Source organism: Sphingobium sp. AntQ-1, assembly GCF_028538045.1.
Taxonomy (GTDB): domain Bacteria; phylum Pseudomonadota; class Alphaproteobacteria; order Sphingomonadales; family Sphingomonadaceae; genus Sphingobium; species Sphingobium cupriresistens.
In genome coordinates, this window is sequence record NZ_CP117158.1 from 3,344,564 (window position 1) to 3,365,465 (window position 20,902).

Consider the following 20,902-nt stretch of genomic DNA (forward strand, 5'->3'; position numbering starts at 1 on the left):
AGATAGATTCCTGCCTTCGCGGGAATGACGAAGTTTAGGAACGCTAGATGAAACTCGGTCGTCTCAATCATATCGGTGTCGCCACGCCGTCGCTTGAAAAGAGCATCGCTTATTATCGTGACGTGATGGGCGCGACGATCGCGCATGAACCGTTCGATTTGCCCGCGCAGGGGGTGAAGGTGTGTTTTGTCGATACGCCGGGTGAGAATGGGACCGCGGGGACGCAGATCGAGTTGATCGAGCCGTTCGACGCAAGCTCTCCGATCACCGCCTTCATCGCCAAGAACCCGGCCGGGGGGCAGCATCATATGTGCTATGAAGTGGCCGATATCCATGAGGCAAAGGCGTGGTTCGAAGGCCTGGGTAAACGGGTGCTGGGCGAGCCGCGCATCGGGGCGCACGGCACGCCGATCTTCTTCGTGCATCCCAAGGATATGAACGGGGTGCTGACCGAGATTATGGAGACGCCCAAGGAGGCGCATTAGTCGTCTCGCCCCTTTGTGGGGATGCAGCAAGACTGGGGGCTGCGCAGCAGATCCTTAGTCGCAGCGGAGAGAGAGGCTCTCCAACTTCGGCTAGGCGGACAAGCCGCCAAGCCTGCGTATCCTCTCCCCCCACGGGGGGAGACAGTTGGGATGGAATATGACCGAGAAGCCGACGCTGGACCAATGGACCGCCGCTGCCGAGAAGGAAGTGAAGGGCAAGGATTTGACATGGGCGACGCCGGAAGGGATCGCCGTCAAGCCGCTCTATACCGCCGAGGACGTGACGGTCGATCCTGGCCTTCCCGGTTTTGCGCCATTCACGCGCGGGGTGAAGGCGAGCATGTATGCGGGGCGCCCCTGGACCATCCGCCAATATGCGGGCTTTTCGACGGCGGAAGCCTCCAACGCCTTTTACCATCGCAATCTGAAAGCGGGGCAGAAGGGGCTGTCGGTCGCGTTCGACCTGGCGACCCATCGCGGTTATGACAGCGACCATCCGCGCGTGACCGGCGACGTCGGCAAGGCGGGCGTGGCGATCGACACGCTGGACGACATGAAAATCCTGTTCGACGGCATTCCGCTCGATAAGATGAGCGTGTCGATGACGATGAATGGTGCGGTGATCCCGATTCTGGCCTTCTTCATCGTCGCGGGCGAGGAGCAAGGCGTCGATCGCAAGTTGCTCGACGGGACCATCCAGAACGACATCCTCAAGGAGTTCATGGTCCGCAACACCTATATCTACCCGCCCGAACCCTCAATGCGGATCATCAGCGACATTTTCGGCTATACCAGTCGCGAGATGCCCAAATTCAACAGTATCTCCATTTCCGGCTATCATATGCAGGAAGCAGGCGCGACGCAGGTGCAGGAATTGGCCTTCACCATCGCCGACGGCATGGAATATGTGAAATATGGCGTGGCGTCGGGCCTCGACATCGATAAGTTCGCAGGCCGCCTGAGCTTCTTCTTCGCGATCGGCATGAACTTCTTCATGGAGATCGCCAAACTGCGCGCCGCGCGCGTGCTGTGGCACCGGGCGATGACGGCGTTGGGCGCGAAGGACGAGCGGTCCAAGATGCTGCGCACCCATTGCCAGACGTCAGGCGTGTCGCTGACCGAGCAAGACCCGTATAATAACGTCATGCGCACCACGATCGAGGCGATGGCCGCGATGCTGGGCGGCACACAATCGTTGCACACCAACGCGCTGGATGAAGCCATTGCGCTGCCGACCGATTTTTCCGCCCGGATCGCGCGCAACACGCAGATCGTGATCCAGGAAGAAACCGGCATGACCAAGGTGGTCGATCCGCTGGGCGGCTCCTATTATGTCGAGGCGCTGACGCAGCAGTTGGTCGATGAAGCCTGGGCGATCATCGAGAAGGTCCAGGCCGATGGCGGCATGGCCAAGGCGGTCGCGGCCGGTTGGCCTAAGGCGATGATCGAGACGGCGGCGGCGGCGCGGCAGGCGCGGGTCGATCGCGGTGACGATGTGATCGTGGGCGTGAACAAATATCGCCTAGCCGCCGAAGACCTGCTCGAAACGCTCGACATCGACAATGCGGCGGTGCGCGAGGGGCAGATCGCGCGGATCAACAAGGTGAAGGCGGAGCGCGACAGCGCCCAATGCGAGGCGGCGTTGCAGGCGCTGCGCGATGGGGCAGTGGCGCCCGCGAGCCTGGAGAACAATCTCCTCGCGCTCGCCGTGGAATGCGCCCGCGCCCGCGCGACGCTGGGCGAAATTTCCGCCGCGATGGAAGAAAGCTTCCAGCGCTATGGCACGCAGCCGACGCCGGTGAAGGGCGTCTATGCCGCGCCTTACGAAGGCGACAGCCGCTGGCAACAGGTACTTGATGGCGTGCAGGCCGTCGAGCGGCGCCTCGGTCGCAAGCCCAAGCTCCTCGTCGCCAAGATGGGGCAGGATGGGCACGACCGGGGCGCCAACGTCATTGCGTCGGCCTTTGGCGATCTGGGGTTCGACGTGGTGTCCGGGCCGTTGTTCCAGACGCCCGACGAAACCGTGGTGCTGGCGTTGCAGAGCGATGTCGATGTGGTGGGCGCATCGTCGCTGGCGGCGGGCCACAAGACGCTGATCCCCGAACTGATCGGCAAGCTGCGTGAGCAGGGGCGCAGCGACATCAAGGTGATCGCGGGCGGGGTCATCCCGCCGCAGGATTATGACTTCCTTCGTGACGCGGGCGTCCAGGGCATTTATGGGCCGGGTTCCAACGTCGTGGAGTGCGCGGCCGACGTGCTGCGCCTGCTCGGCCATAACATGCCCCCTGCGGGGATCGAGGAAGCCGCGTAATGAACACCCCCTCTACCCTTACTGCCCGCACCGACTGGACTCGCGCCGAAATCGCCGCGCTGTTCGACCTGCCGTTCAACGATTTGATGTTCGAGGCGCAGGCGATCCATCGCGCGAATTTTCCGCGTAACGAGGTGCAGCTTTCGACTCTGCTGTCGATCAAGACCGGCGGTTGCCCGGAGGATTGCGGCTATTGTAACCAGTCGGCGTCGGCGGAAAGCGGTTTGAAGGCCGAAAAGCTGATGAGCGTGCAGGCGGTGATGCAGGCGGCGGCGCAGGCGAAGGATGCGGGCAGCTCGCGCTTTTGCATGGGCGCTGCCTGGCGCAACCCCAAGGAGCGGGACATGCCCGCCATCGTCCAGATGGTGCAGGGCGTGCGCCAGATGGGCATGGAAACCTGCATGACGCTGGGGATGCTCAGCGAAGGGCAGGCGAAGGTGCTGGCCGACGCTGGCCTGGATTATTACAACCACAATATCGACACGTCGCCTGAACATTATGAGAAGGTGATTACCACGCGGACGTTCGATGACCGGCTGGAAACGCTGGAAAATGTCCGCAATTCGGGAATCAACGTCTGTTCCGGCGGGATCGTTGGCATGGGCGAGACGCGCGAGGACCGCGTCGGCTTCCTCCACGCGCTGGCGGTGCTGCCGGCCCATCCGCAGAGCGTGCCTATCAACGCGCTGGTGCCGGTCAAGGGCACGGTGTTGGGCGACATGCTGGCCGACACGCCGCTCGCCAAGATTGATGAGATCGAGTTTGTGCGGACGGTGGCGGTCGCGCGGATCGTGATGCCGGAGAGCATGGTGCGCCTGTCGGCTGGGCGTGAGAGCATGTCCGATAGCTGTCAGGCGCTCTGTTTCATGGCCGGCGCGAACAGCATCTTCACCGGCGACAAGCTGCTGACCACTGCCAATGCTGGCGACAATGCCGACGCGGCGCTGTTCGCCAAGCTGGGCGTCGTACCGATGCAGGCTGAAATGAAGGTCGACTTGGAGGCGGCTGAATAAGTTGATCCGCTATTTGGGGTGTTTGGCGATCGCCATCGCAATTCTGGCAGCGGTTTTTTGGATCATCGTCGAAACGGGCATGTTCATGCACGGCGACTGAAATCATCTGTTCGCTTCGAGCAAAGTCGAGAAGAAGTTCTCGACGCGATCGAACCGAACGGAGTTTAGAACTAGGACTGGGACAGGGAATAAAATGGCAATCACCAAGATCCTGATCGCGAACCGTGGCGAAATTGCGTGTCGTGTCATGCGTACGGCCAAGAAGATGGGCATCAAGACCGTCGCGGTCTATTCCGATGCCGATGCGCGCGCGCCGCATGTGCTGATGGCAGATGAAGCCGTGCATATCGGCCCGTCGCCCGCCGCGCAGTCTTATCTGATCGCCGACAAGATCATCGCGGCGTGCAAGGCGACTGGCGCGGACGCGGTCCACCCCGGCTACGGCTTCCTCTCGGAGCGCGAGAGCTTCCGCAAGGCGCTGGACGCGGAAGGCATCATCTTCGTCGGGCCGCCCGCCAATGCGATCGCGGCGATGGGCGACAAGATCGAGTCCAAGAAGCTCGCGCTTGAAGCGGGCGTGAATGTCGTTCCCGGCTACGTCGGCGTGATCGACGATACCGAACATGCCGTGCGCATCTCCAACGAGATCGGCTATCCAGTGATGATGAAGGCATCGGCTGGCGGCGGCGGCAAGGGGATGCGGCTGGCCTATAGCGAACAGGACGTGCGCGAAGGCTTTGAAGCGACCAAGCGCGAGGGGCTGAACAGCTTTGGCGACGATCGCGTGTTCATCGAAAAATTCATCGAAAGCCCGCGCCATATCGAAATTCAGGTGCTGGGCGACCAGCATGGCAATATCGTCTATCTGAACGAGCGCGAATGTTCGATCCAGCGCCGCCATCAGAAGGTGGTCGAGGAAGCGCCTTCGCCCTTCGTCAGCCCCGAAATGCGCAGGAAGATGGGCGAACAGTGCGTCGCGCTGGCCCGCGCGGTTGGCTATTTCAGCGCGGGGACGGTCGAACTGATCGTCAGCGGTGAGGACAAGACCGGGGACGGCTTCTACTTCCTGGAAATGAACACCCGGTTGCAGGTCGAGCATCCCGTTACCGAGGAGATCACCGGCGTCGATCTGGTCGAGCAGATGATCCGCGTCGCCAATGGCGAGGCGCTGTCGTTCGGGCAGGCGGACGTCAAGATCAACGGCTGGGCAATCGAGAACCGCGTCTATGCCGAAGATCCCTATCGCGGCTTCCTCCCGTCTACCGGTCGTCTGATCCGTTATAATCCGCCCGAAACCGGCGCGGACGAGAGTGGCGCGCTGATCCGTGTCGATGACGGCGTGGAGGAGGGCGGCGAAGTCTCCATGTTCTACGATCCCATGATCGCCAAGCTGATCACCTGGGCGCCGACACGGCTGGAGGCGATCGACAAGCAGATCGAGGCGCTCGACAAGTTCGAGATCGAGGGGCCAGGGCATAATATCGATTTCGTGTCGGCGTTGATGCAGCATGAGCGATTCCGGTCGGGCAATATCACCACCGGTTTCATCGCGGAGGAATATCCCGACGGATTCCAGGGCGCGCCCGCGTCGCCCGAATTGCTGATGCGGTTGTCGGCGATCGGCGCCTTCGCGGCGATGGCGCAGGCGGATCGGGCGCGGCGGATCGACGGGCAGTTGGGCAAGCGGCTCAGCCCGCCGACCGGATGGCAAGTCAAGATCGGGGACGCGATCCATGACGTCATGATCGACGGCGACGAGGTCAGTGTGGATGGCGAAGAAATCGACATGGCGCTGGAATATACGCCTGGCGACCGGCTAATCGAGGCGGAGTTTGGCGAAGACGATCTGGCGGTGCGGATCGCGCCGGTGCGGTCTGGCTTTATGCTCACCGCGCACGGGGCCAGTCATAAGCTGCGCATCCTCCCCGCCCATGCTGCGCCCCATGCTAGCCATATGATCGAAAAGATTCCGCCAGACCTGTCGCGCTTCCTGATCTGCCCGATGCCGGGCCTGCTGGTCGCGCTCCATGTGGGGGCGGGCGACAAGGTCGAGGCCGGGCAGCCGCTCGCCGTGATTGAGGCGATGAAGATGGAGAATATCCTGCGCGCGCAGAAGGCGGGGACGGTCAAGAGCGTGTCGGCCGCGCAGGGCGAAAGCCTGGCGGTGGACGCGGTGATATTGGAGATGGAATAAGGGCGCTGCGTTTTCCCGCGAAGGCGGGAATCCAGTTAACCTTTCGGACTGGATTCCCGGCTTCGCGGGAACAAGTGGCTCTGTTATGCAGCGGTCATGCATCTAACCCATGATCCCGCCGCGCCCGCCGCCGATATGATCAACTTCGAGGATTTCCTGAAGGTCGATATCCGGGTCGGCACGATCGTTTCGGCGGAGCCTTATCCCGAAGCGCGCAAGCCCGCCTTCAAGCTGTTGATCGATTTCGGTCCGGCGATCGGGCAAAAGCGGTCCAGCGCGCAGATCACCGAAAACCACGCATGGGAGGATTTGCCGGGACGGCAGGTCGCGGCCGTGGTCAACTTCCTACCGCGCCAGATCGGCAAGTTCATGTCGGAAGTGCTGACGCTGGGCTTTGCCGACGAAGCAGGCGCGGTCATGCTGTTCGCGCCGGACAGGACGGTGCCGAACGGATCGCGGCTGTTTTAATTTTCGCCGCTGGTCATACTGCGCTTGTCGAGCGGCCACACCTTTCCGCATAGAGGAGACGAATGGCGGGCGAGGGCGGGATGAGCGAAGCGGTCAGTAGCGATTATGTGATGGATGCCAAACGGGATCGGCTGGTCATTACCGCGTCTGCGCTGGGCACCGTGTTCGAATGGTATGATTTCTATATCTACGGCGTGCTGGCGCCGATCATCGGGCGGACCTTCTTTCCCACCGACAATCCCACCGTCGAATTGCTCTATACGCTCGCGGGGTTCGCGATCGGTTTCGCCTTCCGGCCGATCGGGGCGGTGCTGTTTGGCTATCTGGGCGACCGACTGGGACGGAAATATACGTTTCTGGCGACCATCGTCCTGATGGGCCTGGCGACCGCCGGGGTCGGTTTGACGCCGTCCGCCGCGAGTATCGGCATAGCGGCGCCCATCATTCTCATTGGTTTGCGGATCGCGCAGGGGCTGGCGCTGGGCGGCGAATATGGCGGGGCGGCCATCTATGTCGCGGAACATGCGCCGCCGGGGAAGCGCGGTTTTTACACCAGCTTCATCCAGGCGGGGGTGATCGGCGGGTTCATCCTGTCGCTGATCGTCGTGGTGGGGACGCAGGCGATCGTGGGCGAGGCGGTGTGGGAGGCATGGGGCTGGCGCATTCCCTTCATCCTGTCGCTGGCGCTGCTGGCGATTTCGCTCTGGATGCGGCTGATGCTGCGCGAAAGCCCGGTGTTCCTGGCGATGAAGCAGGCGGGCGCGCAGGCGAAGAACCCGGTCAAGGAGGCCTTCACCGCGCCGGGGAACAAGAAACGGATGTTCGTCGCGATGATCGGCATCGCGGCGGGCTTTACCGTCATCGCCTATACGGTGATGTTCCAGGCGCTATATTTCCTGCAGAACGGCCTGCATGTAGCGGCGGGGGTGGCGCAATTGCTGGTGGGCGGCAGCGCCTTCACCGGCATGGGCGCGTTCATCTTCTTCGGCTGGCTGTCCGACCGGATCGGGCGGAAGAAGCCGATCGTGATCGGCTATGCGCTGGTGCTGCTGCTGGCGCTGCCGCTCTATCAGTTCATGGGCGCTACCGCGAACCCGGCGCTTACGCAGGCGGCGCAGCGCGCGCCGGTGGTGGTGAGCGGTCCCGATTGCCGGTTCGATCCCTTTGCCAAGGTGCAGCCGACCGCGTGCGGCAAGCTGCTCGACCATTTTTCCAAACGCGGCATTCCCTATGACAAGCGGGATGGCGCGACGCCCGCGGTGGCGATCGGCGGCGTGGCGGTGGCCGACCTGAGCGCTGAAGGGCTGGACGCGGCGCTGGGCGCGCGGGGCTATGATTTCGGCGCGGTGACGCCGGACTGGCCGCGCGCGACGACGGTGTTCGCGGCGTTGCTGCTGCTGTGGACGCTGTCGGGAGCGACCTATGGGCCGGTGGCGGCTTTGCTGTCGGAATATTTTCCGGCTCGCATACGCTATAGTTCGTTGTCGATCCCCTATCATATCGGGACCGGCTATTTCGGCGGCTTCCTGCCGCTGGTCAGCCAATATATCGTCGCGCGGACTGGGAATCCCTATGCCGGGCTATGGTATACGCTGGCTATCGTGGCGCTGGCGCTGGTGACTTGTCTGGTCGCCTTGCCGGAGACGAAGGGTCGATCGCTCGACGCTTAGGCGCTGTCTGCATTGAGCGTATCCAGATCATGGCGCATGTGAGATGGACGAAGCCCATGATGCGGCGATGGTTTTTCTCGCATCGCAGGGCGGTCCTGCGTTCGAGTTTGTTGAAGAAGCATTCGAGTTGATGGCGCTCCTTGCAGAGCTTCCAATCGATGGGCGGCACACGTCTCCACGATCTCTGCGCCTCCGCGCGAGAGTCCTCCATAATGATAAACTCCTCCGACTTCAGTCGGATACAGACTTCAGCCCTGGACTCGGCTATGGGCTATAGCAGCGTTTGTCACACAATATTGGATCATCGCTATCATCTCTTCTGGGTACCGAAATATCGGTTCAATGTGCTGCATGGCGAGGTGCGTCTGCGGGTTCGCGAGATTATCCGACAGGTCTGTGCCGAAATGGGCGTGACGATCGTCCACGGCGCGCTTTCGCGCGATCACGTCCACATGTGCGTCGAGATACCCTCGCATGTCTCGGTCAGCGACTTCATGCGCCGGGCCAAGGGGCGGTCATCGCGTAAAATCCACCAGGAGTTCGAGCATATTCGCAAGCGCTACTGGGGCCAACGCTTCTGGCAACGCGGCCACTTCTCGACCACATCCGCACCATCACAGATGACACTATCCTGCGCACCTCGACAAACGCATGGTGACCTGCCCCCCGTCAGTCCCTCGATCATAACGAGAGTCTTGCGGTTAAATACGATGGCCCCTGCGCCTGCACAAGCGCGTCGGGCGTGATGCTCTCGTCCTGCTCGAACGCCCGACGCGCTTGTGCAGGCGTTCGATTTCCCAACGACGAGTGGGGCCGGACATTGTTGTAATCATAGCGCCAGATGGCCAGCTTCCGGCGGGCATCGGCCAGGCTGTCGAACAACTCCTCGTTGAGCTATTCGCCAATGGTGGTTTTGCTACCCATAATCATACCATAATATTGGGCAGCAGACCCATCGCGGCGGCGCATTTTCCCCGGAGCTTCGACTATCAGGCGGATGCTGACGCCCATCGCGGCGAAGCGCCGGCGCTGGTTGAAACTTATGTGGGACCAGCGGCGATCGAAACTTACACCGTACTTTATAACAGAGATGGGTCAATCAAACATGGCGTTGTCGTTGCGATCACGGTCGATGGTCGACGGACTTTAGCCAAAGTCCCGGCTGAGGAGAGCGCAACTCTTGATCTCCTTATCAGCGGAGATGTCGAACCTGTCGGGATGACGGGCGAGATAGCCGGAAACGCAAATGGGGATCAGATTTGGTTGCGAACAGGGTGATCACAGGTGAATGATATCTGACGGCAGGATGGCATTTCACGACTACCCGCTTCCTGCGATTATGGATATAAAGCGGACGCCAGCGACACGGCCCGTCCTGTTGTCACTTGAAGCGGTCATTTGGCCGTCCAAGCATGAATCATATGTGGACGACCCCCACTTACAAGAACCCTGAACAGATATTTTGAACGGATCGCTTGCGATCATATGTCCGGCCTCGGTGTGCGGTCGCACATGACCGCGGGCCAAGATGGTTTCCGCCACGCGAGTTCCAAACACAATCGCGACCTGTGAAGGCCAGTGATTCATGCGGAGTGTCACGCGTTTCGGATCGATCGATCACACCATCTGCTCGTTCTCTTGCAAGTTCCAGCCCCAACTCAGCACGGTAGCGTTAGCTGTACTCCCCGTGCAGCGATGAGCTCTATGCCGCGACCCCTAGTGCAGGCACTGCAGATCGGGATTTGTAGGGTTCGCCTGTCATCATCATTTTCCAGGCAATACGGGCGACCTTGTTCGCCAGCGCCACAGCGACAAGCTTGGGCGGCTTGCGCTTGAGCAACTCCATGAGCCAGGAAGATGCATTTTTACTTCGCCCCATCCGCACCTGTCGGAGGAGAGCGGTTGCACCCTGTATCAAGGTACTTCGCAAGGCCTCGTCACCGGCGCGGGTGATGACGCCAAGTCTGGTCTTCCCGGCTGTCGAATGATCTCTGGGTGTCAGGCCAAGCCACGCGGCAAAATCGCGGCCAGATCCAAACAGTTCAGGCGCCGGCGTCTTCATCATCAAAAGCGAAGCTCCGATTGGACCAACGCCCGGTATTTGCGCAAGGCGACGACTGCATTCGTCAGCACGGTGCCATGTCATCAGCCGGCTCTCAACCCTTTCGATTTCCTTCTGTAACTGCGCATATTCGTGGGCGTGAAGTGCGAACAGATCGCGCGCCATTTCCGGCAGCGTCTCATCCGTCGCGATCCGGTCGAGCAATGGCGTGATATGCCGCATCCCTTTGGCAGCCGTCAGTCCCAATTCGGCCGCGTAACCACGGATCGCATTGGTCAGCTGCGTGCGATTGCGAACCAAGCGGTCCCGCGTACCGACCAACATCAGTGCCGCTTGCTGCTCGGCAGTCTTCACCGGCACGCAGCGCATCGTCGGGCGGCTCATCGCTTCGCACAACGCCTCGGCATCGGCGGCGTCATTCTTGCCACGCTTTACATATGGTTTCACATATTGCGGCGGCAGCATCTTCACCTCATGCCCCAACGATTGCAGCTCCCGCGCCCAGTGATGCGAGCCGCCGCACGCTTCGATTGCCACTACCGTCGGCGGCAGTTTACCGAAAAACTCGACCATCTCTTTGCGCCGAAGCTTCTTGCGCAATACCGGCTCCTCGGCCGCATTCACGCCATGCAGCTGAAAGACATGCTTTGACGTATCCATTCCAACTCGGATAAACTGTTCCACGGACGGCCTCCTCGGTTGAGATCTACAACGACCTCATTCTGGCACACTTTGATGCCGTTCGGGGGTCGTCCACCCCAACACAGTGATCTCTCGCTACAGATAATATTATATATTATTTTGCTTAAGTCTTCGAACATCGTCCGGGTGGGTTGGCGGGCTTTGGCCCATCGTCTTGGCAATATCCAGATGACCACGGGGCTGCCCTATCGTTCAAGCACTCCCACATCTTGGCCTTGTCCTCATTGACCGCACCATCTGAATAACGGGGATACCACAGGGCGCGACCTATTTCACGGAAGGGCTGCAATCTCGTTGTCTACAGGCTGGCAATTTCGATTGGTTCTGAACGAGGAGAAAGGTTGTCGTGAAAGGTCATTCCTTGTCACTCCTGGCCGTTTCCGGTTCGCCGATACGGTGCAAAAAATCGCGCTCGAAATATTCCATAAATCGGGGGCGGAAATGCAGATCAACGGTGAAGTCGTTGCAGTCGTTACGGGCGGAGCATCGGGGCTGGGCGAGGCAACGGCGAGAGCTCTGGCCGCAGCGGGCGCCAAAATAGCCATTTTCGACATGAGCGACGCCTCTGGTTCTGCTCTGGCATCGGAAATCGGGGGAATTTTCTGCAAGGTAGATGTGACGTCGGACGATCAGGTCGACGCGGGCTTCGCCAAAGCCCGCGCGGCCTTTGGGCAGGAGCGTATCCTGGTCAACTGCGCAGGGATCGCCAACGGCTTCAAGACAGCATCCCGCAACAAGCTGGACGAGGGAATCTCCCGTTTTCCGATGCGAGATTTTGAGCGGGTCGTTCAGATCAACCTGCTTGGCACGTTTCGCTGCATCGCCGCTTCGGCGCAGGGCATGTTGGACCTCGATCCGCTTGAGGACGGAGAACGCGGTGCGATCATCTGCACCGCAAGCGTGGCCGCGCAGGACGGGCAGATGGGGCAAGCCGCCTATTCCGCATCAAAGGCTGGCGTGCTGGGTATGACGCTGCCGATCGCACGCGATCTAAAGGGGGAAGGCATTCGGATCAATAGCATTCTGCCGGGCTTGTTCCTCACACCCATGATGCGTGGCCTGCCGGAAAATGTGCAGGCGTCGCTCGGTGCGTCGGTCCCATTTCCCAAGCGTCTTGGCGCGCCGGAGGAATATGCCTCGCTTGCCCTGCACATGATCGGCAACCGCTATCTGAATGGCGAATCCGTTCGCCTTGATGGCGCGATCCGCCTCGGCCCCCGCTAAACAGTTGATCTCATGACCGATGTTTTTATCTATGACGCGGTTCGCACGCCGCGCGGTAAGGGGCGGCCTGACGGCCCTGCACTAGATTACCGCGCTGTCGCTCGCCGCGCAGGTGCTCCAAGCCGTCCGTGATCGCAACGGGCTTGACACCGGGTTGGTCGACGACGTGATTTTGGGATGCGTGATGCCGGTTGCCGAGCAGGGTAGTGACATCGCCCGCATCGCTGCGCTGGTCGCAGGATATGATCCGCGCGTTCCTGGAGTGCAGATTAATCGGTTTTGCGCGTCGGGGCTGGAGGCGTGCAACATGGCGGCGGCCAAAGTAGCGCTGGGCGAAGCGCGATTTGCGATTGTCGGCGGTGTCGAATCCATTTCGCGTGTGGCTCTGGCGGCTGATGGTGGCGCCATGATGGTCGATCCCAGCTTTGCCTTCGATCATTATTATGCCCCAGGGGTATTGGTGCGGATATGATCGCGACTATCCATGGCTTCAGTCGCGATGACGTCGATGCCTATGCCATGCAGAGCCAGCAACGCGCGGCGCGTGCGTGGGAGGAGGGGCGTTTTGGCCGTTCCATCGTCCCGGTGCTCGATCAGGCCGGTATCGTCATACTCGACCATGACGAACTTATGCGCCCGCAAACCGACATGCAGTCGCTTGCAGCGCTCAAGCTTGCCTTCGTGAAGATGGGCGAGGCAGGCTATGATGCAGTAGCGCGCGCCCGATATCCTGCGATGGGACCGATCGACCATGTCCATCATGGCGGGAACGCATCGGGCATCGTTGATGACGCATCTGCAGTGCTGATCGGCTCCAGGGAGGCCGGAGAAGCCGCCGGGTTGAAACCACGCGCGAAAATATTGGGAACGGCAGCCATCGGTTCTGATCCGACAATCATGCTTACTGGACCGGAGTTCGTGACCCGCAAACTGCTCGAACGGCTCGGCATGACGCGCGACGACATCGACCTGTTCGAATTGAACGAGGCCTTTGCGGCGGTCGTGCTGCGCTACATCCAGGCGCTGGACATCGATCCGGCGAAGATCAACGTGAATGGAGGCTCCATCGCCATGGGGCATCCGCTTGGCGCGACCGGGGGCATGATCCTGGGCACCATGGTCGATGAACTGGAGCGATCGGGCAAAGAGACGGCGCCCATCAATCTGTGCGTGGGCGCGGGGATGGGCACCGCTACGATCATAGCGCGCGTCTGAGGAAGGGACGGACATGGAAAACTTCACCTTGGAAGTTGGCGCGGACGGTGTCGCGATCGTTACTTTCGCCATGCCAAATCGATCGATGAACATCATCAGCCATGCGGTTCAGGACGATCTGGGCCTGTTAGCGCAGCGGTTGCATCAGGACGACGCGATCGTCGGGGCCATATTATGTTCGGGCAAGGCGAGCGGATTTTGCGCCGGCGCCGATCTTGTCGAATTGCAGGTCGATATCGAGCGGTGGCGCGAAGCCGCGACCCAAGAGGATTTGCGGGCTGGATTGGGGGAGGCGGGCGGTTTCAGCCGCCGCATCCGCAATCTGGAGACGGTCGGCAAACCGCTCGTCGCCGTGATCGGCGGGGTTGTTCTTGGCGGGGGACTTGAACTTGCGCTGGGATGTCATCACCGAATTGCGAGGCGTAGCGCGCTATGATTATGCCGACGCCCCGCTGACGGATGAGAAAGCCTTCAACTCCGGCCAGTTCTGGCCCGCGTTACTGGGCGAATATGATCCGGTGCCCGAAGAGGCGCCGATGATATCCATGGACCCGCCTGCGCGCCGGCGTCAAAGCGCTGGACGATCGCTGGAGCTTCAGCCTTTTGGGGCCGCAACGTCACAATCAGCTATTATCGGACCAACCAGTTCGTCATCCAGGACGTCGTGGTGCGCCATGTCGCCCGGCCCGTCAACTATGGCGCGACCCTCACGTTCAAGTTCGACTGATCCCTTCTCTTCGGGACGGTCGCGGGCCGCAGTCGGGGAGCACCGGGGGCGGCCTTTTTCTGCATAAAAAGGCCTGAGCCGTTTGCCTTTGGCCATGGTCCCAGCCATCATCGCCCGGAGGTGAAAAAATCCGGGTGACGGGGGGAGACAGAGAGCGTGCAGACCGGCCTGTCGGCATGGATATTGGCGATCGTAAAGGCGCTGGAGGATGCGGGGATCGATCCGCCCGCCCTGATGCGCGACATCGACATGGACGCCAGCCGCGTCGGCGATCTGGGCCATCGCTATTCGCAGGATCAGGTGACCAGCCTGTGGATCGCGGCTGTCGAGGCGACTGGCGACCCCAATTTCGGCCTGAAGGTCGCGCGCCATATCCGCCCGTCGACCTTTCATGTCGTGGGTTACGCCATGTCGTGCAGCGCCACATTGCGCCGGGCGGCCGAACGCTTTTCCCATTCCGCCCGGTTGATCTCCGATTCTGCTGCGGTATCCTTCCAGCGTGAAGAAGAAGGTTATCGCCTGACGGTTGATCTCAACACCGGCGGGCGTCAGCCCATCTACCAGACGATCGACACCATGCTCGCGGGCTTCTTCCTGCTGTGCGAATGGATATTGTCCACCTCGATCACGCCGGTCGAGGTCAGTTTCCGCCACCGCAAACCTGCCGATGACCAGGCCTATCGCGACGTCTTTCGCTGTCCTATCCGCTACGGCCAGCCGATCAACAGCATTCTCTTCCCGGTCGAGATACTCGAACGGCCGGTCCCGTCCGCCAACGAGGAACTGGCGACGATGCTGGACGAGATGGCGGCTAAATATCTCGCCTTTCGCTTTGCCAGCCGCTTCTCGCGCAAGGTCCGCGACGCGCTGATCGGGCAATTGCCCAATGGCGAACCGAGCAAGCAGGAAACTGCGCGCCTGCTCGCCATGACCGAACGCACTCTGCTACGCCGCCTGCGCGAGGAGAATACGACCTTTCAGGAGGTGCTCGATCGGCTGCGCGAGGAGCTGGCCTATGACTATCTGCGCCGCCCGGACCTGACGGTCGAAAATATCGCCTATCTGCTGGGCTTTTCCAGCAGCAGCACCTTCTCCCGTGCCTTCATGCGCTGGACCGCGCAGCGGCCGAGCGTGTGGCGGGAGGCGCGGTCGTTGGCCGACCGCAGCCTGGCCGACGACTGACGACCAGAGATCATGACTTTGGCACGATAAGGCGTGTGATGGCGCCCAGGGATATCGCTCTTTGCCCCGCATGGGTTCATGGTGGCGCCAGTCGGCACGGCGACCGATGGACAGGAACGGGGACTGGGCATGACATCCTTGGCCGACGATGCGCGTGCGGATCAGTCATTGACGAATGTCGCGATAGCGGGAGTCTGTCGGGTTGCACCGACTTCCAACCCTTTGCGCTATGTGCGTTTCTGTTTGTGGATGGGACCGACGCTGCTGATCCTGCTAATCCTCTTCTTCGCGCTTTTGGGGCACAATATCCCGCCTTATTCGGCGGCGCTGTCGGCAGACGATATCGCTCGGCATTTCCGCGAGCATACCACCGCCGCGCTGATCGGCATGACGGGCATGATGGTTTCGGGCGTTCTCTATCTGGTATGGGGCATGGGTATCACCAAGGTGATGGAGGCGGCCGAACGTGACAATGATCTGCTATCGCGTCTGCAACTCTGGGGTGCGGGCTTCACGACCCTGGTGCTGGTGTTTCCGCCCGCCTTCTGGCTGACCGCCGCCTTCCGGCCGGAGGCTGATCCGGCGATCCTGATGATGCTCTACGACACGGGATGGATCATGTTCGACATGGCCTTCTCGCTCACCATGCTTCAGGTCACGGCCTTTGCCCTCTGCTTCCTCAACGACTGGCGCGCCGAGCCGCTCATCCCCAGGCCGGTATGCTGGTTCGCGATCTGGGTCGCGGTCGCCTTCATGGGCTTCTGCTTCCTGCCCTTCTTCCGCGACGGGCCTTTTTCGCGCAGCGGCTTCTTCAACTATTGGGTGGAATTTTCACTCTTTTTCTGGGCGATGCTAATCCTCTCGATCTTCACTCTGCGCGCGCTGACCCGGCTGCAACGCGACACCCCGGCGCCCGCGCCGCATGGTTGAAGCCGCCCCGGATCGATCCGGCCCGGTTCCCGGCATATTGACCTTCATTGCCGCCGATATCGCCAACTTCATCCTGTTTTTCGGCTATTTCATGGTCGAACGCATGGCCCAGCCTGCGCTGTTCGCCCGATCGGCGGCGTTGCTCGACATCCGGCTGGGGCTGCTCAACACGCTCATCCTCATCACCAGCGGCTGGCAGGTGACGCTGGCGGTGGAAGGCGCGCGGACCGGGCATATGCCCAAAGTGCGTCGCCATCTGCTGTGCGCCATCGCCGTCGGCCTGTGCTTCGGCGTCGTCAAGGGCATCGAATATGCGACCAAGATCGCACAGGGCCTGACACCCCGGACCGACGCCTTCTTCACCTTCTACTATGTTTTTACCGGCATCCACCTGCTCCATTATGCCATCGGCATCGCCTTGCTGGTGGCGACTTTCGTGCGGGCGCGGGCGGACCGGGCCGACCCCGGCTTCATCGACTGGACCATATCTTGCGCGCTGTTCTGGCACATGGTCGACCTGCTGTGGATATTTCTGTTCGCGATGCTTTATTTGCAGGGCGCGCGATGACGTGCCCGAACGGACCGACGGCTATCTGGGTCTTGCTGTTGCTGGCGACGCTTGCCGGATTCGGGGGCGCGGGTGCGGCGGGGTGGGGCTTTGCCGCCGTGATGCTGGCCGCCACCGTCAAGGCGCATCTGGTCGTGCGCTATTATATGGAATTGCGCGCCGCCCCGATGGCCTGGCGGCTTCTGTTCGATGGTCTTGTCGGGCTGAGCGGTGCGCTCATCACGGCGCTGCATTTCCTCGACTGACACGTCCGCCTATCCTACAGGCTGGCCGGTGATAAATGGGGGCGGCAGCTGCTTCTACCGTCCATGCCTTTCCCGACCCATTTTTCAGCCGGTCGTCGACAGCGCCAGTTCGATCCCCTTGATCGACGTGCCCGTACTCCACCCGCCATCGACCAGCAGCGTCTGTCCGGTGATATAGCTTGCATCGTCGCTCGCCATGAAATGAACGGCGGCCGCCAGTTCTTCCGGCCGACCGATCCGGCCCAGCAGGGTAAAGACATTGGCGTTGCGGCTCACCATGTCGGGCGCCTCGTCCATCGCCATCGGCGTGTCGATGATGCCGGGCGCGATACAGTTCACGCGGATGCCGCGCGGCCCATATTCGACCGCCGCCGTCTGGGTCAGCGATATGATCCCCGCCTTGGTCGCGGCATATTCGCCCCATTGCAGGAAGCCGCGCATGGCCGTGATTGATGAGATATTGACGATCGACCCACCCGCTGTCATCCGCGCGGCGGCCTCTTTGATGCCCATCTGCACGCCCAATATATGCACCCGCCAGAAACGCTGCGATCGCGCTTCGTCCGCCTCCGCGATGGGTGCCGATGCGGCGATCCCGGCATTGTTGACCAAAATATCGAGCTTGCCGAAGCGGGCGGCTGCATCCTCGCACAATGCCGCCATCTCGTCCGGCTGGCCGACATCGGTGCGGCGGAAAGCGCAGCCCCATTGCAAAGCCAGCACTTCGGCCTGCGGGCTGATATCCGCCACCAGCACATCGGCGCCCGCCGCCCGAAAGCGCTGCGCGATCGCCGCGCCGATCCCCGATCCGGCGCCAGTGACGATCGCGACTTTCCCCGTCAGATCGAACATCAATGAAACTCCACTTCGACGGGCGCCTGCAAACCCAGTTGCCGCATCAGCGCCGCGGTATCCCACAGGCTGCGTTCCAGCACGATCTTGCCATCCTTGAAGGCATGGATGGTCATGCCCTGCACCAGCGTCGTCTTGCCGGTGGCAGGCAGGCCGAGAAAGTCGGACATATGGTGAATTCCCCACGTCCATTCCAGGCAACCGCCTGTTTCATCGCCATGATAGCGGGTGGCGTTGAAATAATGTTTCGACTTGTCGGGATCGGCATTCTCGAATGTCATGAACCAGCGGCGCAGCTTATCGCGATCATTGTCGATGCGGACGCCGAAATTCAGATCCTCATATTCGAACTCTGCCGGATAATTGGCCATCAGTTCTTCCAGCCGATTGTCGAACTGTTCCAGCCAGTCCTGCTCCCATTCCAGATTCATGTGTTCCCTCCACATCATGGAAAAAATGGACCCGGGGCAACGCCGGGTCCAAGGAGAGGTCTCAGAAATCGATGCGGGCTTCCAGGCCATAGCTCCGGGTCGGGCCACGATAGTTGACGGTGAAGACCGACAGCAATGGCACGACTTCCTGGAAATATTTCTCGTTGGTCAGATTGTCGCCATAAGCCGAGATTTCCCAGCCATTGGCGCTCTTGAGCGAAAGTCGCGCCTTGAGCAGCGTCAGCGGATCGCGCTTGGTGCCCGCGAAATTGTCGACGTCCCACCAGATCGCGCCATAGCGGTTGACCTCGACCCGCGGTACCAAAGTGAGCTTGTCGGTCAGGTCGATATTCTGGCTGGCGCCCAGGTTCAGCGTATATTTGAACGCACCCGGCGCGACATTGCCGTTGGCCAGCAGGTTGCCGGCAAATTGCGCGACCCGGCCATGGGTATAGCCGTAGCCGCCGAACAGATGCAGACCCATGGGCAGCATTGCGTCGAAATCCACGTCGAAACCCTTGAGCTTCACCTTGTCGATGCTGATCGTGGTTTGCAGGCCGGCCGACGGCTGGAATTGAAACTGTTGCGCCCCGGAAATGTCGGTCTTGAACACCGCCGCATTGATCGACAGGCGACGATTGAAGAAACGCGCTTTCGCGCCAACCTCGTAGGAGGTCGAGACTTCCTTGTTATAGCCGTCCTGCACATAGATGTTGGCCGCATTGCCGCCGGCCGCATCGATCAGCGCCTGACGCGACCCGATCGGGTTGAACCCGCCCGACTTGAAGCCCTTGCCATAGCTGGCATAGACGCTGGCGGTAGATGCGATGTCGTAGGAGATGCTGGCTTTTGGTTCGAACTGCTTGAAGGTTCGCGACAATTTGCAATCGGCGATCGCCGTGCCTTGCGCCACGCAATTATTATAGCTGACGCCGGTCAGCGGATTGATCGCGGCGGAGGCATTTTCGCGGATCGACCGCTTCTCCGTATCGTAACGCCCGGCCAGGTTGATGTGAAACTGGTCGGTCACATCGAACTGCACGCTGGCGAAGGGCGCATAGCTGGTCGTCCGATAAAGCGGATTGCTGTAGGATACCGTGGTCGCCGGATCGATCGTGTCGCGATCGGCGGGCAGCGACCCATTGGTGTCCAGGCCGATCTTGCTCGTCTGATCCCGCTCGAACCGCAGGATATAGAAGCCGACCTGCCAGCGGAAGCGATTGGCGCTGTCCGACGTCAGCCGCACTTCCTGCGAATAGTTTGTGTCGTCATAGGTATATTGCTGCACGGTGCCGCCGCCCGCCAGCCCGGTGTCCTGCGGAATATAGGGCGGGCTGTCGCTGCCGAAATATTGCTTCAGATGATTATAGCTGGAAATGGACGTAATCTTGGCCCAGCCCATGTCATATTCCGCCTTGAACGTGGCGTCGATGAACTTCTCGGCAAAGGCCCCGTTGACGTTGGAGACGAACGGCATATCGGTGTTGTTCGCGTCCAGTGCGGTGCCGGGAAAGCCGCCGATCGGCAGGCCGACAAACTGCGCATTATAGGCGCTGCCGCCGCCTTTGGACCGATGCGCCGTCAGCTTGAAGTCGGCGGTGAACGGCCCGTCATTGTCATAGACCAGCCGCGCCCGGCCGCTGCTGTTCTGGAACCGCTGCACCTTCTCGCCGGTGGTGATGTTGGTGAAGGGACCGTCGGTGTCGCGGAAGGCGCCCGCCACGCTGAAGCCCAAGCCCGGTGCGAGCGGGCCGCTGACCGATGCGCTGGCGCGCGCCGTGTTGAAATTGCCATAGGCGGCGACGACGTTGCCCTCGAATGTGTCGCCCGGCTTCTTGGTGGTGATGACGATCGCGCCGGCGGCGGCGTTGCGGCCATAAAGCGCGCTCTGCGGCCCTTTGAGCACTTCGATCTGCTGGATGCCGAACAGATCCTGGTTGAACGGCTTGACGCTCGACAGGGTGACGCCGTCGATCACGATCGCGACGTTCGGGTCGGAATTGCGCACCGATGTCTGGCCGCGAATATTGATGTAGGCCTCGCCCGCATTATCCTCGACGAAGGTTACGTTAGGTGTCGATGACAGGAAATCGGCAGGCCGGGTGATACCCCTTTCCGCGATCGCCGCTTCGGTGACGACACTGACCGAGATCGGTACCTTGACCAGATTCTCGTTTCGCTTGGTCGCGGTGACGACGATATCCTCCAGCATGTTGGTGCGGCTCTGCGCCGATTGCGCTGACGCTGCGTCCTGCGCCGTCGCCGGCAGGGCAATGCCCGCTGACAGGATAAGGCCGATTAGCGGCAGATTGTTGATGGCCTTCATAACATCTCTCCTTCCCTGATTATGTGACGCCGATTGATCCGGCGCTTCTGTCGAACGTGATTTCAGAGTTGCCTTTTGCAGACAGGTTTATGGGTCCGAAGAGAATGCCCCAGCGTGACAGAGGATGACCTAGCGGGACAATAGATGAAAAAGCATAACGACCGTTTTCTGCCATTTTGCAACGCAACATAAAAGGCTCATCGTGGAAATTTGCCTAGATTTTGGCACGAAAAGCAAATCGACTGCGCGCTTGGCCATGGCTGCATCGTGGCGCAACACTATCAATCAGGCCACGGG

At 61.0% G+C, this 20,902-nt stretch carries 17 protein-coding genes and 4 pseudogenes; 15 read left to right on the top strand and 6 right to left on the bottom strand.

Annotated features, from left to right (window positions below; genetic code table 11):
- Window positions 1–47: 47 nt before the first annotated feature.
- The 6 genes from mce (at window position 48) to sphantq_RS16830 (ending at window position 8,141) form a co-directional block, all read left to right on the top strand.
- The gene (gene mce / locus sphantq_RS16805) at window positions 48–485 is read left to right on the top strand and encodes a methylmalonyl-CoA epimerase (protein WP_066602502.1); all 438 of its coding nucleotides are present in this window, start codon (window positions 48–50) and stop codon (window positions 483–485) included.
- A 157-nt stretch (window positions 486–642) separates the two neighbouring features.
- Window positions 643–2,796 carry a methylmalonyl-CoA mutase gene (gene scpA, locus sphantq_RS16810; RefSeq protein ID WP_272799047.1) on the top strand — a complete coding sequence of 718 codons (2,154 nt, stop codon included), beginning with the start codon at window positions 643–645 and terminating at the stop codon, window positions 2,794–2,796.
- The gene (gene bioB / locus sphantq_RS16815) at window positions 2,796–3,809 is read left to right on the top strand and encodes a biotin synthase BioB (protein WP_066602496.1); all 1,014 of its coding nucleotides are present in this window, start codon (window positions 2,796–2,798) and stop codon (window positions 3,807–3,809) included. Before scpA ends, bioB begins: the two co-directional genes overlap by 1 nt.
- A gap of 193 nt (window positions 3,810–4,002) precedes the next feature.
- Window positions 4,003–6,003, top strand: coding sequence for an acetyl-CoA carboxylase biotin carboxylase subunit (locus sphantq_RS16820; RefSeq protein ID WP_272799048.1), 2,001 nt, complete (start codon window positions 4,003–4,005; stop codon window positions 6,001–6,003).
- A 96-nt stretch (window positions 6,004–6,099) separates the two neighbouring features.
- Window positions 6,100–6,471, top strand: coding sequence for a tRNA-binding protein (locus sphantq_RS16825; protein ID WP_066602490.1), 372 nt, complete (start codon window positions 6,100–6,102; stop codon window positions 6,469–6,471).
- A gap of 80 nt (window positions 6,472–6,551) precedes the next feature.
- Entirely contained in the window at window positions 6,552–8,141 is a 1,590-nt protein-coding gene (locus tag sphantq_RS16830; protein ID WP_272800256.1) for an MFS transporter, read from the top strand.
- A 16-nt stretch (window positions 8,142–8,157) separates the two neighbouring features.
- Here sphantq_RS16830 and sphantq_RS16835 read toward each other — a convergent pair.
- Window positions 8,158–8,310 (bottom strand): annotated as a pseudogene (locus sphantq_RS16835) (IS5-like element IS711 family transposase); the annotation flags it as partial.
- Between the two features lie 97 nt (window positions 8,311–8,407).
- Here sphantq_RS16835 and tnpA point away from each other — a divergent pair.
- Window positions 8,408–8,799 (top strand): annotated as a pseudogene (tnpA, locus tag sphantq_RS16840) (IS200/IS605 family transposase).
- A gap of 23 nt (window positions 8,800–8,822) precedes the next feature.
- Here the strand turns inward: tnpA and sphantq_RS16845 are convergent.
- Window positions 8,823–9,035 (bottom strand): annotated as a pseudogene (locus sphantq_RS16845) (integrase core domain-containing protein); the annotation flags it as partial.
- Here sphantq_RS16845 and sphantq_RS16850 point away from each other — a divergent pair.
- The gene (locus sphantq_RS16850; protein WP_443021499.1) at window positions 8,949–9,419 is read left to right on the top strand and encodes a hypothetical protein; all 471 of its coding nucleotides are present in this window, start codon (window positions 8,949–8,951) and stop codon (window positions 9,417–9,419) included. The pseudogene sphantq_RS16845 and the gene sphantq_RS16850 overlap by 87 nt on opposite strands.
- A gap of 424 nt (window positions 9,420–9,843) precedes the next feature.
- Here the strand turns inward: sphantq_RS16850 and sphantq_RS16855 are convergent, their stop codons facing one another.
- Window positions 9,844–10,887 (bottom strand): IS110 family transposase, encoded by a 1,044-nt coding sequence (locus tag sphantq_RS16855; protein WP_272798613.1) that lies wholly within the window; start codon window positions 10,885–10,887, stop codon window positions 9,844–9,846.
- Between the two features lie 459 nt (window positions 10,888–11,346).
- On the opposite strand from sphantq_RS16855, the gene sphantq_RS16860 reads away from it, so the two are divergent.
- From sphantq_RS16860 to sphantq_RS16890, 7 genes and pseudogenes are all read left to right on the top strand, one after another.
- The gene (locus sphantq_RS16860; protein WP_272799051.1) at window positions 11,347–12,129 is read left to right on the top strand and encodes an SDR family NAD(P)-dependent oxidoreductase; all 783 of its coding nucleotides are present in this window, start codon (window positions 11,347–11,349) and stop codon (window positions 12,127–12,129) included.
- Window positions 12,130–12,141: 12 nt separating this feature from the next.
- A pseudogene (locus tag sphantq_RS16865) lies at window positions 12,142–13,344 on the top strand (acetyl-CoA C-acetyltransferase).
- A gap of 13 nt (window positions 13,345–13,357) precedes the next feature.
- Window positions 13,358–13,780, top strand: coding sequence for an enoyl-CoA hydratase-related protein (locus tag sphantq_RS16870; protein ID WP_272799052.1), 423 nt, complete (start codon window positions 13,358–13,360; stop codon window positions 13,778–13,780).
- A gap of 447 nt (window positions 13,781–14,227) precedes the next feature.
- Complete coding sequence (locus tag sphantq_RS16875) at window positions 14,228–15,253, top strand: AraC family transcriptional regulator (protein WP_129927418.1); 1,026 nt, start codon at window positions 14,228–14,230, stop codon at window positions 15,251–15,253.
- Window positions 15,254–15,331: 78 nt separating this feature from the next.
- Window positions 15,332–16,183 (top strand): hypothetical protein, encoded by an 852-nt coding sequence (locus sphantq_RS16880; RefSeq protein WP_066602455.1) that lies wholly within the window; start codon window positions 15,332–15,334, stop codon window positions 16,181–16,183.
- Window positions 16,176–16,751: a cytochrome c oxidase subunit 3 gene (locus sphantq_RS16885; RefSeq protein ID WP_272799053.1), complete on the top strand. Its 576-nt coding sequence runs from the start codon at window positions 16,176–16,178 to the stop codon at window positions 16,749–16,751. The genes sphantq_RS16880 and sphantq_RS16885 overlap by 8 nt, the downstream gene beginning before the upstream one ends.
- Window positions 16,748–16,996, top strand: coding sequence for a cytochrome C oxidase subunit IV family protein (locus sphantq_RS16890; protein WP_129927415.1), 249 nt, complete (start codon window positions 16,748–16,750; stop codon window positions 16,994–16,996). Before sphantq_RS16885 ends, sphantq_RS16890 begins: the two co-directional genes overlap by 4 nt.
- A gap of 84 nt (window positions 16,997–17,080) precedes the next feature.
- On the opposite strand, the gene sphantq_RS16895 is transcribed toward sphantq_RS16890, so the two are convergent.
- The 3 genes from sphantq_RS16895 to sphantq_RS16905 all read right to left on the bottom strand — a co-directional run bounded on the left by sphantq_RS16895 (window position 17,081) and on the right by sphantq_RS16905 (window position 20,605).
- On the bottom strand, window positions 17,081–17,848 hold the full coding sequence (locus sphantq_RS16895; RefSeq protein ID WP_066602449.1) for an SDR family NAD(P)-dependent oxidoreductase: 768 nt from the start codon (window positions 17,846–17,848) through the stop codon (window positions 17,081–17,083).
- Window positions 17,848–18,279, bottom strand: coding sequence for an ester cyclase (locus tag sphantq_RS16900; RefSeq protein WP_272799054.1), 432 nt, complete (start codon window positions 18,277–18,279; stop codon window positions 17,848–17,850). The genes sphantq_RS16895 and sphantq_RS16900 overlap by 1 nt, the downstream gene beginning before the upstream one ends.
- Before the next feature lie 61 nt (window positions 18,280–18,340).
- The gene (locus sphantq_RS16905; protein ID WP_272799055.1) at window positions 18,341–20,605 is read right to left on the bottom strand and encodes a TonB-dependent receptor; all 2,265 of its coding nucleotides are present in this window, start codon (window positions 20,603–20,605) and stop codon (window positions 18,341–18,343) included.
- Window positions 20,606–20,902: the final 297 nt, after the last annotated feature.